The 12,500-nt window shown below is 58.7% G+C and carries 12 protein-coding genes; 9 read left to right on the top strand and 3 right to left on the bottom strand.

The window, feature by feature from the left end:
* Positions 1 to 63 precede the first annotated feature (63 nt).
* The gene (locus ACEN9A_RS08430; RefSeq protein ID WP_309475236.1) at positions 64 to 1,440 is read left to right on the top strand and encodes an MFS family transporter; all 1,377 of its coding nucleotides are present in this window, start codon (positions 64 to 66) and stop codon (positions 1,438 to 1,440) included.
* A 75-nt stretch (positions 1,441 to 1,515) separates the two neighbouring features.
* Here the strand turns inward: ACEN9A_RS08430 and ACEN9A_RS08425 are convergent, their stop codons facing one another.
* Together ACEN9A_RS08425 and ACEN9A_RS08420 are read right to left on the bottom strand one after the other, a co-directional pair.
* Positions 1,516 to 2,331: an alpha/beta fold hydrolase gene (locus tag ACEN9A_RS08425; RefSeq protein WP_204124442.1), complete on the bottom strand. Its 816-nt coding sequence runs from the start codon at positions 2,329 to 2,331 to the stop codon at positions 1,516 to 1,518.
* A gap of 161 nt (positions 2,332 to 2,492) precedes the next feature.
* Positions 2,493 to 3,386: a LysR family transcriptional regulator gene (locus tag ACEN9A_RS08420; protein ID WP_258672962.1), complete on the bottom strand. Its 894-nt coding sequence runs from the start codon at positions 3,384 to 3,386 to the stop codon at positions 2,493 to 2,495.
* Between the two features lie 120 nt (positions 3,387 to 3,506).
* Between ACEN9A_RS08420 and ACEN9A_RS08415 the strand changes: the two genes are divergently transcribed.
* The 8 genes from ACEN9A_RS08415 to ACEN9A_RS08380 all read left to right on the top strand — a co-directional run bounded on the left by ACEN9A_RS08415 (position 3,507) and on the right by ACEN9A_RS08380 (position 11,066).
* Positions 3,507 to 4,172: an RraA family protein gene (locus tag ACEN9A_RS08415; protein WP_258674155.1), complete on the top strand. Its 666-nt coding sequence runs from the start codon at positions 3,507 to 3,509 to the stop codon at positions 4,170 to 4,172.
* Positions 4,172 to 4,834: an RraA family protein gene (locus ACEN9A_RS08410; RefSeq protein WP_258672961.1), complete on the top strand. Its 663-nt coding sequence runs from the start codon at positions 4,172 to 4,174 to the stop codon at positions 4,832 to 4,834. The genes ACEN9A_RS08415 and ACEN9A_RS08410 overlap by 1 nt, the downstream gene beginning before the upstream one ends.
* A complete protein-coding gene (locus ACEN9A_RS08405; RefSeq protein ID WP_258672960.1) occupies positions 4,834 to 5,472 on the top strand; it encodes an RraA family protein in 639 nt (212 codons plus the stop codon). Before ACEN9A_RS08410 ends, ACEN9A_RS08405 begins: the two co-directional genes overlap by 1 nt.
* Positions 5,469 to 6,683, top strand: coding sequence for a pyridoxal phosphate-dependent aminotransferase (locus ACEN9A_RS08400; RefSeq protein ID WP_258672959.1), 1,215 nt, complete (start codon positions 5,469 to 5,471; stop codon positions 6,681 to 6,683). Before ACEN9A_RS08405 ends, ACEN9A_RS08400 begins: the two co-directional genes overlap by 4 nt.
* Positions 6,684 to 6,776: 93 nt before the next feature.
* Positions 6,777 to 7,676, top strand: coding sequence for a LysR family transcriptional regulator (locus ACEN9A_RS08395; protein ID WP_018928353.1), 900 nt, complete (start codon positions 6,777 to 6,779; stop codon positions 7,674 to 7,676).
* A 147-nt stretch (positions 7,677 to 7,823) separates the two neighbouring features.
* Positions 7,824 to 8,576 carry an SDR family NAD(P)-dependent oxidoreductase gene (locus ACEN9A_RS08390; protein WP_258672958.1) on the top strand — a complete coding sequence of 251 codons (753 nt, stop codon included), beginning with the start codon at positions 7,824 to 7,826 and terminating at the stop codon, positions 8,574 to 8,576.
* Positions 8,577 to 8,975: 399 nt separating this feature from the next.
* A complete protein-coding gene (locus ACEN9A_RS08385; protein WP_258672957.1) occupies positions 8,976 to 10,322 on the top strand; it encodes an MFS transporter in 1,347 nt (448 codons plus the stop codon).
* Between the two features lie 81 nt (positions 10,323 to 10,403).
* The gene (locus tag ACEN9A_RS08380) at positions 10,404 to 11,066 is read left to right on the top strand and encodes an RraA family protein (protein WP_018928358.1); all 663 of its coding nucleotides are present in this window, start codon (positions 10,404 to 10,406) and stop codon (positions 11,064 to 11,066) included.
* A gap of 71 nt (positions 11,067 to 11,137) precedes the next feature.
* Here the strand turns inward: ACEN9A_RS08380 and ACEN9A_RS08375 are convergent, their stop codons facing one another.
* Entirely contained in the window at positions 11,138 to 12,442 is a 1,305-nt protein-coding gene (locus ACEN9A_RS08375) for a dicarboxylate/amino acid:cation symporter (RefSeq protein ID WP_258672956.1), read from the bottom strand.
* Positions 12,443 to 12,500: the final 58 nt, after the last annotated feature.

Genomic DNA, 12,500 nt, shown 5'->3' with positions numbered 1-12,500 from the left:
TCACGTCGGACACGCATCAGCGTGCTCCTCGTATCGCCTCGCCTTGAAGAAAGGGTGAACAGCATGTCCGCATCAAACACAGACGCCAAAGACCACGCTGGCGAAGCCGCTCCGATGAGAGCGCCGAACCGCGTCAAAGCCATCATGGGTGCCTGCTCGGGCAATCTGGTGGAGTGGTACGACTTTTTCATTTACGCCTACACCGCCATCTATTTTGCCGCTTCGTTTTTCCCCAAGGGGGACACCACCAGCCAGTTATTGTCGACTGCGGGTGTCTTCGCCGTCGGCTTTTTCATGCGCCCGCTCGGCGGCTGGATCTTCGGCTGGATTGCCGACACCCGTGGCCGCAAGGTGTCGATGATTATCTCGGTGTTCATGATGTGCGCCGGCTCACTGCTGATCGCCGTCATGCCCACCTACGCAACCATAGGCGTCGCGGCACCGATTCTGCTGGTGGTGGCCAGGCTGATTCAGGGCCTGTCCGTCGGCGCGGAGTACGGCACCGGCGCCACCTACATCAGCGAAATCGCGACACCGGGACGCCGCTGTTTCTATGGATCGTTTCAGTACTTCACCATCATTGCCGGGCAGCTGCTGGCCTTGATGACCGTGGTCATTCTCCAGCAAACCCTGACCGGCGAAGAGTTGCGCGAATGGGGCTGGAGGATTCCGTTCTTCATCGGCGCCGTGAGCTCGATCGTGGTGGTGTATCTGCGGCGGGCCATGCATGAAACCGCGACCAAAAAAGACATGAACCGCAAAGATGCCGGCTCTCTGCGCGGCATGTTCAAACACAAACGGGCGGTCGCCCTGGTAGTGGCGTTCACCATAGGTGGCTCGCTGTACTTCTATACCTTCACCACCTACATGCAGAAATTCCTGGTGATCTCCGCAGGCTTCAGCCCGGAAACGGTGAGCTTCATCATGACCGCCGCCCTGGTCGGCTTCATGCTCTGCCAACCGCTCTTTGGCCTGCTCGCTGACCGTATCGGGATCAAGGCGCACATGCTGATGTTTTCCGGGTTCGCCATGTTGCTGGTGATCCCCCTGCTCTATTCATTGCAGTCGGTCAGCAGTCCGTTCATGGCGTTTCTACTGGTGTTTGGCGGGCTGGCCATCGCATCGCTCTACACCCCGATCGCCGGGATCGTCAAAGCCGAACTGTTTCCACCTGCCGTACGCGCGTTGGGCGTGGGCTTTCCGTATGCCGTCGGCAATGCGGCATTCGGTGGCACTGCCGAGTACGTCGCCTTGTCGCTGCGATCCCAGGGGATCGAGGAGTATTTTTTCTTCTATGTCGCAGCGGTAGTGACCATCACCTTCATCGCCGCGATGTTGATGCCGAATCTGTCTCGCTACGGGTACATCAGCGGTTCGGGTGAAGTCGAAGAGCGCACCGGGCTCAAGGGTTATTCAAAACCGAGCGCTGCCGGGGTCTGACCAAGAAATTTGAGCGCCAAAAGTCCTGTGGGAGCGCGCGGTGCCGCGATCCCACAGGTTCTGCGCCCTGTTTTGTTATTGCGCAGTGCTCGCCTGGAAATCGGCGATCTGTTGCCACATCGCGATCGGGTTGGAATACATCGGGAAATGCCCACACTCGGGAATGGGCGCCAGCCGCACACCTTCAGCCTGGATGTGTGGCAAGTAGGACAATGACGCGTTCTGTTCGCCGTACATGAGCATGCGCGGGCACTTCAACCCGAGGAATTTGCCCATCAGGTCGGCGTTATCGGAGAGGTCGACCATCGACTGGAAAATGCCTCGCACCGCACCGGCACGCACCTTGTGCCGCAAGCTCGCGGAATAGAGTGCGCTGGCATACGCCGGAGCGTGTCGGGCACGCTCGATGAAAGCGGCGAAAAACGCCTCGGGATCGTCGCTCGGGTAGTCAACGATCTGCCGGCTGAGGAAGCAGTCTTCCGGGGCGATATTGCCCTCGATATCGACAAAGCTGAGCACCCGATCCGGGAACTGATGGGCCAGCATCAGCGCGGTCAGCCCGCCCATCGAGTGGCCGACCAGATGGAAGCGCTCGATACCGAAATGCGCCAGCACCTGCAGCGCCGTCTGCAACAAAAAGGGAATGGAAATCCTGGAAAGGTCACTGCACTGGCTTTCACCGCAACCCGGTGCGTCGTAAGCGATGAAAGGGTGACCGGCAAACGCGGGCTGATGCACGATATCGGCGTAGTCCTCCTTGGTCGAACCAAACCCATGCAGGAACACAATCGGCGCCAGCACGCCGTCGCGATGGATGGCGGCCACGTTCAGTTGGACACCCTCCACCGTCAGAGGGAGTTGCACGTGAGTGAACGTTTCTGGTGAGGGCACGATATTGGACTCCTTGAGCGAAAAGGTTGCGCCGAGCCTGGGTTGCCGGCGGCCAGGCTCGCAATTTCAAGGGAATCGGGTGTTCTGTAAAATCCTGATTGAGGAAGGCTTTCATAGGCCAATCCTATCAATCGGTGTTCACACACAATCCCTGGGCCAACTCACGCCTTGGCCCGGAACCGGGCAACGACGTCCTCCACCACCGGGTTGGGTCGATCGGCATTCCAGGCCACTGCGGTGGTCACGACATTGAGCTTCTGGCTCAGCGCTCGAAACACAACGTTGTCCGGCGCCAGTTTTTTCAGTGACGCCGGCACCAGTGCGATGCCTTGGCCATAGCTGACAAAGGCAATTTGCGAAGCGACGGAACGCACTTCATGCAGCACCCTAGGGGAAAACCCGCTGGCCCGGCAGGTTGCGATCAGATTGTCGAAGTACACCGGGCTGACCTTTCGGGAAAACATCACCAACGGCTCGTTGGACAGACTGGACAGACTGATGCGTGTGCGCGAAGCCAAGGGGTGATCACTGGGCAGCGCCACCACCAGGCGATCCTCCAACAGCGGCAGTGAATGGATCGAAGCGCCAAGATCACCGTCCAGCCGGGCGAAGGCCAAATCGATGTCGCCGGCCTCCAGCGCCGGGACGGCTTCGACGCTGTCGATTTCGCGCACGGACACGGTGAGGTGCGGGTAATCGTTCTTCAGCTGCTCGATCAGCCCCGGCAACACATCGAACATCGCCGTGGAAATTGCACCAATGGTCAACATCCCCGACTGCCCCGCCACCGCCTCCTCCACGGCGAGTTCCAGACGCTCCAGTTGGTCGGCGAACTTGCGCACCGCCGGCAGGATCGCGGCGCCAACAGGGGTCAGTTTCGCCCCGCGTCGCGAACGGTCGAACAGCTTGACCTTGAGCGCCTGCTCCAGCACCTGGATCTGCTCGCTCAGCGGTGGCTGGGACATGCCCAGCCGTTTGGCCGCGCGGCCGAAATTCTGTTCTTCGGCCACCGCGAGGAACAGCCAGAGATGACGAATCAGACGAAAATTGATCATGATTAATCCATAGGTTTAGCGTATCCAACGCTTCTGTGATTCGTAATATACCTATCAAATGCTCTCGCTGACACTGGGCGCCTCCGTCACCACTGGGCTTTTCCAATGATTAACAAGAGCATGATCCACAAGAGTTTGCTGGATCGCTTGGCGGCGCTGGATACCAACACGGTTTCCGATGCGCTCGACTTCCTCGGCCTGCCGGGTGCCACCGTTGGGCTGCGCCCGTTGTGGAACTGCCCAAGGATCGTCGGCCGCGCCAGTACGGTGCTGCTGGCGCCAAAATCCGACAGTGCGCCCACAGTGCACCTGATTACCCCGGTGGTTGAACAGATCGACAGCGACGATCGCGTGCTGGTGATCGCCGGTGGTATCGAAGGCATCTCCTGCTGGGGTGACATCCTCGCCAACGCAGCGGCCGGCAAGAAAGTGCGCGGCACGGTGATCGACGGTTTCAGTCGTGACATCGACGGTAGCGAAGCCATCGGTTACCCGGTTTACGGCCGTGGCGTGACCATGATCAGCGCGCGCAATCGGGTGGTGCAGATCGATGCTGGCGTGACGATCAACGTCGCCGGCGTCGATGTCAGCGAGAACGACTATGTCATCGCCGATACCTGCGGCACGGTGTTCGTGCCCTCAACCCATATCGAGAAAGTGGTCGACCTTGGCGAGCGTATCGCCCACCGCCAGGACGGCATGGTCGAGGCGGTCCGCAGCGGTCGCTCGGTAGCCGAAGTGATGCATGACACCCAATTCGAAGCGATCCACGTGGAGCATGCCTGATGAATATCGAAGACAAAGAACTGGTCGCCTTGTTCGAAGGCCTGGACACCCCGGGCGTCTCCGATGCCCTGGACAAACTCGGCCTGCCCGGCCAATGCCTCGGTGTGGCGCCACTGGACAACTACAGCAAGGTCATCGTCGGTCCGGCGTTCACCGTGCAATACGTCTCGGCCAGCGTACCGCCTGGCACCGTGGGCGATTTCATCGAAGACGTGGCGCCCGGCGACGTGGTGGTCATCGACAACAGCGGTCGCACCGACTGCACCGTCTGGGGCGACATCATGACCCAGTACGCCGGCACCCGGCAGATCGCCGCCACCGTTATCGACGGTGTTTGCCGTGACGTGAACAAGGCGCTGGGCGATGGCTATCCGATCTTCAGCAAGGGCCGCTTCATGCGCACCGGCAAGGACCGCGTACAGGTGCAGTCGGTCAACCAGCCAGTGTCGATCGGCACGGTGCGGGTCTGTGCCCGTGACATCGTGGTCGCCGACGCCAACGGCGTGGTGATCGTGCCTCGCGCGCGTGCGGCGGAAGTGGCGGCGTGTGCCCGTCAGATCGAATCGGTTGAAGCCGACATTCGCGCCCTGATCGCTCAGGGCAAAACCCTTAAAGAAGCCCGGGCCGCCCTGGGTTACCACAGCCTGCAGAGGAAAGCCTGATGAGCACGCTCCCCTTCCCCACGGATTTTCACCAACGGGCAAAAGTACTGGGCAGTTCGACGCTGTATGAAGCGTCCCATCTGCCCTGCGCGGTCGACAGTGCGATCCGCCCGATCTGGGACGGCGCCTTCATCGCCGCCCCCGCCTACCCTCTGGAATGTTCGCCGGGCGACAACCTGGCCCTGCACCTGGCGATGGAACGAGTGCCCCGTGGCAGCGTACTGGTCGTGGGCACGGGTGGTTTCATCGCCGGTTATTGGGGCGAAGTGCTCACCGTGGCAGCCGAGGCGGCTGGCGTGGTCGGTCTGGTGATCGATGGCGGCGTACGCGATATCGCGGCCCTGAAGAAACGCCGGTTCCCGGTATTTGCCCGTGGCATCTCGGTCAAAGGCACGGTCAAGGCCAGCGCCCCTTCGGTGGGGCAACCGTTCAATTTCAACGGTGCCTTGGTGGCTCAGGGTGATCTGGTGGTGGCCGACGATGACGGCGTAATCATCATCCCCAAGGCGGATGCGGCACGTACCCTGGCCGAAGGCGAGGCGCGCGCGAACAAGGAAGCGCAGATGATGCAGGCGCTGACCGAAGGCCGCTCGACCCTGGAGCTGATGAACCTGACCGAGTGGAGAACCCGCGCATGAGCCTTGATATCCAACGACTGAACCAGCGCCTGGCCAGCGCGCAACCTTCCGCGACCTACCGGATCATGGACCGGGTGGCGGAACGCCGGGCACAAGGCGCGAAGATCATTTCGCTGTGCGCTGGCGAGCCCGACTTCGATACGCCCAAGCATGTGCGCGAAGCGGCCATTAATGCCATTGAACACGGCCATACCCGCTACACCCAGGTCGCCGGGGTCCGTTCACTGCGAGAAGCGGTGGCCGCCAAATTCCGCCGCGAGAATGGCCTGGACGTCACCTGGCAAGACACCCTCGTCTGCAACGGCGGCAAACAGGTGATTTACAACGCCCTGGCCGCGACCCTCAACGAGGGCGACCAGGTGATCGTGCCGGCGCCGTACTGGGTCAGTTACCCGGAGATGGTGCAACTGTGCGGCGGTGAAGCGCGGATCGTTACCTGCGATGCCGACACCGGTTTCAAACTGACGCCCGCGGCACTGGCCGCCGCGATCACCCCGCAAACCCGTTGGTTGATCCTCAATTCACCGTCCAATCCCACCGGCGCGGTGTACAGCGAGGCTGAACTTCACGCACTGGCGGCGGTGTTGCTCGATCATCCCCATGTACTGATCCTGGCCGATGACATCTATGAACACCTGATCTTCGACGATCAAGCGTTCCACACCCTGGCTCAGGTTGAACCACGGCTGGCTCCACGAACCCTGACCATGAACGGTGTCTCCAAGGCCTACGCCATGACCGGCTGGCGCATCGGTTTTGCCACCGGGCCGCGCTGGTTGCTGGAGGCCATGGAAAAACTGCAAGGGCAGCAAACCTCTGGCGCCAGTTCGATCTCGCAACAGGCGGCACTCTCAGCACTGGAGGGGCCTAAGGATTTCATCCACGAAAGCCGTGTCGTGTTCCAGCGCCGCCGAGATTTGATGGTGACGCTGCTAAACGACATTCCAGGACTCGAATGCGCGGCTCCAGCAGGTGCGTTCTATGCATTCGCCTCCTGCGCCGGACTGATTGGCCGAACATCCCCAGGCGGGCGAGTTCTGCACACCGATGAAGATGTCGCCCACGCGCTGCTCGACGAAGCGGATGTAGCCGTGGTGCATGGCAGCGCTTTTGGCCTTGGCCCCTATATTCGCATTGCCTATGCTCTGGATGACGCTTCATTGTGTCAGGCTTGCGAGGCCATCCGGGCGTTCTGTAGCGCCCTGCGTTAACCCGTAGGTGAAGAACGTGCAACATTTCGCACTCGATTACACTTGCAGCGATCGGCAGATTCCCGCTGAGAATGGCGGCTTCGAGGCTTCTAGATGAATATGATCGAGGCGATGGAGATATTCGTTGCTGTTGTTGAGCAACGTAGCTACACGCGCGCAGCGGAAGCTCTCCAGTTGCACCGCCCTGCACTCTCGAAGGCTATCCAGAACCTTGAGAGTGAGTTGAACGTCCAGCTGCTTCATAGAACCACTCGACGGGTCAACGTCACTCCGGAGGGTGAGGAGTTTTACAACCGATGTAAGCAATTGTTGGGCGATCTTGCAGATACCTTCGACTGGTTTTCGCCCACACGCCCACCGCGAGGCAAGCTACGGGTGGACGTTCCTGTCGTACTGGCAAAAGCGATCATCATTCCTGCGCTTCCCGGATTTCGAGACCTCTACCCACAAGTCGAACTGACGCTGGGATCGACTGATCATCAAATTGATCTCATTGCTGAGGGCATAGATTGCGCCGTCCGCCTGGGTGAGCTGGACGACTCGAGTTTGATAGCGCGCCGTATCGGGTTGGTGCCTATGGTGACCTGTGCCGCGCCTTCTTATCTTGAGCGATTCGGTACGCCTAAATCCCTGGATGAACTGGATAACCACCTGGCAGTCAACTTCCTCATTGAGCATCGACGAAAGATCATGCCGTGGAAATTTCAGGATGGAGATGGCGTCATTTCCGTCAAAGTCCAAAGCGGGATCGTGGTCGACGACTCCGAAGCTTTTCTCTCTTGCGGCCTGGCCGGGCTCGGATTGCTTCAAGGATTGCGGCCCTCGCTACAGAGGCATATCGACTCGGGAGAACTGATTGAAGTCCTTCCGCAACTGCGTACAGTCGCAAAGCCCGTATCAATGCTCCTGACCGACCGTCGTCACCTTTCACCAAAAGTTCGTGTGTTCATGGAGTGGTTGATGGAACTGTTCTCCGAGGCAGGTCTTAAGTGAGAGCGATTGGTAACGACACAGTACTAATCAAGTTCTAATCGGGCCGTTTATCCCCCATTCAGCAAGGCCTAAATTGCTCCTCGAATCAGGGCGAACACTCAGTTCGTCCCCACTGTATTTTTCAATCTGTCTATTCGAGGACTCGCCATGGATATGCAACTTGCTGGAAAAACTGCTTTGGTAACCGGTGCTAGCCAAGGGCTCGGACGAGCCATTGTCAAAAGCCTGGCCGCTGAAGGTGTGAAGGTATTTGCTACTGCGCGAAACGAAGAGCTGTTGGTCAGTTTGGCAGGCGAAATCACCGATGCGGGTGGTATAGCACCGATCACGTTCGTTCAGGATTTTGTCGCAGCTGACGGCCCAGAAAGAATTGCAAGTGCTGCTCTGGCCGCTATGGGTCACATCGACATCCTGGTCAACAACGCGGGCGGCAGCCGTCCGATGGACATTGATGCTCCTGAAGAACAATGGATCGAAGGCATGACGCTGAACTTTGACCGTCATCGTCAGCTGACCCAAAAACTGTTGCCAAACTTCCTTCAGCGTAAGTCCGGAGCAATCATCAGCCTCTCCGGCAATCTTGAGCCGGAAGTCGTCAACGCGGCAATGGTGGCTAAAGCCGGTATCGTCGTATGGTCAAAAGGTCTTTCTGAACAGCTTGGCCAGCACGGTATCACGGTGAACTGTGTACAGCCTGGGCTGATCGATACGGCTCAGATCCGCCGTATGTATCCGGGCGAAGAGCGTAAAAAATTCGCCGACCGAGAGATTGCACTGCGTGACTTTGGCCAGCCTGACGATGTGGCTAACGCAGTCACCTTCCTTGCTTCCCCTCGCGCAAGCTACATCACCGGCACCGTATTGCTGGTGGATGGCGGTATGCGTCGCTACTCGTTCTAACTCACCCGTCTCAGGGCTCGGGCCACCGCCACGATCGGATGGTTCCCTGCCCTTGAGCAGAGGGAGAAATGCAGATGAAAACGGCTCTTCACGTTGGCGCTCCCACAAATCGATCAACGCATTGCGACCTGCGTGTAATCCACGACCTGTGCGTAATGGCGCATTCGGGCCCTCCAGTGGTCCGTAAAAGGCGCTCTCGTGGATGGGAAAGCTCCCGGATAGCCCTCTAGTGGTGCAATCAATCCGAAGGTAAGCGCACCCGGTCGAAAAACTTTGGCCATTCGGCCACGCTTTTTCATCAATAAAAGTGATCTGTTGAGCGGAATATTTGTCGCTTTTTTTGCAGATTCACACTCATTACTTTGGCCGGACAACACCGACAAAAACAAGGTCCACCCCATGTCTATGCCTGAAGTCATAAAACCTGCTGTGCGCAGCAATTACCGCTGGGTGGTTGCGGCCCTGATTTTTCTGATTTACACCATCGCAGCCGCCGACCGGGCCAACCTGGGTGTCGCGCTGCCGTTTATTCGTAAAGAGTTTGAAATGAGCAATGCCGAGGCCGGTGGCTTGATGAGCCTGTTTCTGCTGGCCTATGCCCTGGCACAAATCCCTTCCGGGTTTGCCTTCGGCCGTTACGGCGTCAGCAGGATCCTGCCTGGCGCCATGGTGCTGACCTCATTGCTGACCGGCCTGGTGGGTACTGCCAGCTCACTGTTGGCATTGAAACTGTATCGCCTGGGACTTGGCGTCGCTGAAGGCCCACTGCCGATCAGCATGACCACGACCATCAACAACTGGTTTCCAGCGCGGGAAAAAGGCACCGCGTCAGGGATATTTCTGTCCGCCGTCAAGTTCGGGCCAGTGATCGTGCCACCGCTCTGTGCAGTGATCATTTCGGTATGGGGCTGGCGAGAGATCTTCTACTTTTTCGCCCTGCCCGGCATCGTACTGGCGGTGATCTGGTACTTCATGGTCACCGATCACCCTTCCCGGAGCCGGTTCGTCAACGCAGCCGAGCTCAACCACATCATCGAAGAAACCGGCAGTACTGAGGCTACTCAGCAAGCCCGCCCACGGAAGATTCCAGCCTGGGTGGGCAAACTTGATCGAGTCATACGTGCCCGCCATGAAACGCCCCTGGAAACCAACCGGCAGGTGTTCAAGTCCTGGAATATCTGGGGCTGCGCCACCAGTTATTGCTTCCAACTGGGCGTATCGAGCGTACTGCTGGCCTGGATTCCGACCTACCTGATGACGGTCAAACAGTTCTCGATCATGAACATGGGGCTGGTGTCGGCTGCGCCATGGGTGGGCGCCGTGCTCGGCAACCTGCTGGGTGGTTTCTGCTCGGACCGGCTAATGGGCGGGCGGCGCAAACCCGGCATGCTGCTGTCTGCGCTCGGCACGTCGCTGATGATGTATCTGCTGATCAATTCGCCCGCCGAACCCCTGCCCTATGGCTTGTTGCTGATGCTGACCGGCGTTGTGCTGAGCCTGGGCTTCTCCTCCTACATGGTTTACCCAATGGGGCTGACCACCAAAAAGACGTTCCCCATCTCCAACGCCATCGTGAACATGGTCGGTCAGTTGGGCGCCGCAGCGACGCCGTTCATTACTGGGCTGCTGCTGGACAACTATGGCTGGAACTATGTGTTCGCCTGGTTGGCAGTCGGCTCATTTATCAGCTTCATCCTCTTGCTGACCATTTCCGAGCCTCGGGCGAGATTGAACGCCCCGGTTTGAAGTGCATTGCGAACAAAGCCCAGCCGCTCATGTGAGCGGCTTTTGTCTGAACGATTCTGTCATCACTGCGAGGTGTTACACATGTCCCCCCAAGACAAAGAATTGGTTGCCCTGTTTGAAGGCCTGGATACGCCGGGTGTGTCCGATGCCCTGGATAAACTGGGCCTGCCTGGCCAGTGCCTGGGCATCATGCCACTGGATAACTATCGGCAAGTGGTGGTCGGGCCGGCCTTCACCGTGCGCTACGTCAGCGCCAGTTGCCCGCCGGGAACGGTCGGAGATTTCATCGACGATGTGGCCGAAGGCGACGTGGTGGTGATCGACAACGACGGACGCACCGATTGCACCGTCTGGGGCGACATCATGACCCAATATGCAGGGAGCCAACGGATTGCAGCGACCGTTATCGACGGTGTCTGCCGAGATGTCAGCAAGGCACTCGGTGATGGCTATCCACTGTTCAGCAAAGGCCGGTTCATGCGTACCGGGAAAGATCGGGTCGAAGTAGCGTCGGTCAATCAGCCGGTGTCCATCGGCCAGGCCCGCGTGTGCGCCAGAGACATTGTGGTCGCCGATGCCAACGGCGTGGTCATCGTGCCTCGGGAGCGTGCCAGTGAAGTGGCCGCCTGCGCCCGCTCGATCGAAGCAGTGGAAGCCCGTATCCGCGCCCTGATCGCTGAAGGCAAATCCCTCAGGGAAGCCAGGTCAGAGCTGGGTTATCACACCCTGCAACGCAAGTCCTGATCATGACAAAGGGCGAGCACCCACCTCTGTGAATGCTCCCCCTTTGATCTTGAAGATGCACCGATAACAGGTCAGACCGTCAGCGGTTTTTCTCCTGTATCACCCTGAACATCCAGCGCAGTTGCATGACGCTCGGCCTCATCCTCACTCACCAACTCGCCCTCCCATTTGGCCACCACCGCTGTTGCGATGGAATTGCCCACCGCGTTAGTCGCCGAGCGGCCCATGTCCAGAAAGGTATCGATCCCTAGAATCAGCAGCAGACCGGCTTCGGGGATATCGAACTGAGTCAGGGTCGCTGCAATGACCACCAGCGAAGCACGCGGCACGCCGGCCATGCCTTTGGAGGTCAGCATCAGCGTCAACAGCATGGTGATCTGCGTACCGATAGACATCTCGATGCCATACGCCTGAGCGATGAACAGCACGGCAAAGGTGCAGTACATCATCGAGCCATCCAGATTGAAGGAATAGCCCATGGGCATGACGAAACTGGAGATTCTGCGTTTGACTCCAAAACGATCCAGCGCGTGAAGAATCTTCGGGTAAGCCGACTCGGAACTGGCAGTGGCAAAAGACAGAAGGAACGCTTCTCTGATCAACACCACCAGTTTGAACACACGCCGTCCGAGGAACATCCAGCCGGCAAACACCAACATGCCCCAGAGCACGATCAGCCCGAGATAGAAGTCGCGCATGAACACGGCGAACTTGACCAGAATGGACAGGCCATTGATTGCAACGGTCGCTGCCATGGCCGCCATCACCGCCAGTGGTGCAAGCTTCATCACATAACCGGTGACCTTCAACATTGCGTGGGACAGGTCTTCGATGACATTCACCAGGCCGGCGGCTTTCTTGCCCAAGGAGGCCAACGCGACGCCGAAAAATATCGAGAACACCACGATTTGCAGAATTTCGTTGGTGGCCATGGCCTCCGCGAAGGATTTGGGCACCAGATGGGTCATGAAATCCTTGAGGGTGAATACCGACGTTTGCAAGTTGGTCGTACTGGTCACGTCTGGCAGCGGCAATCCCAGGTTGTGCCCGGGCTGCAACATGTTCGCCATGACCAACCCCACCGACAGCGAGATCAATGAGGCTGTCACGAACCAGCCCAGTGCCTTGCCGAATACCCGGCCGATAGCGCTTGCATCCCCCATATGAGCGATGCCCACCACCAGGGTCGAGAACACCAGAGGAGCGATGAGCATTTTGATCAGGCGTAGAAAAATGTCAGAGATGATCGAGATATAACCGGCGATCCTGGTTGCCATCGCTTTGTCCGGGAAGTTCAGGAAAATCATGTAACCGATAAGAACCCCCAATAGCATGGCGATCAGAATGCCTGCCGCAGCCGGTAGCCTGTTTTTCATTAGGTGTAACCCCTTCTTATTGTTGTTGCGTCGGTTACGCGCTGTAACCACGTAGCCG

The sequence above is a fragment of the Pseudomonas sp. Pseusp18 genome, from assembly GCF_059506005.1.
The sequence above is the reverse complement of the archived record's forward strand: the minus strand, read 5'-3'. Positions and strand labels throughout refer to the sequence as shown.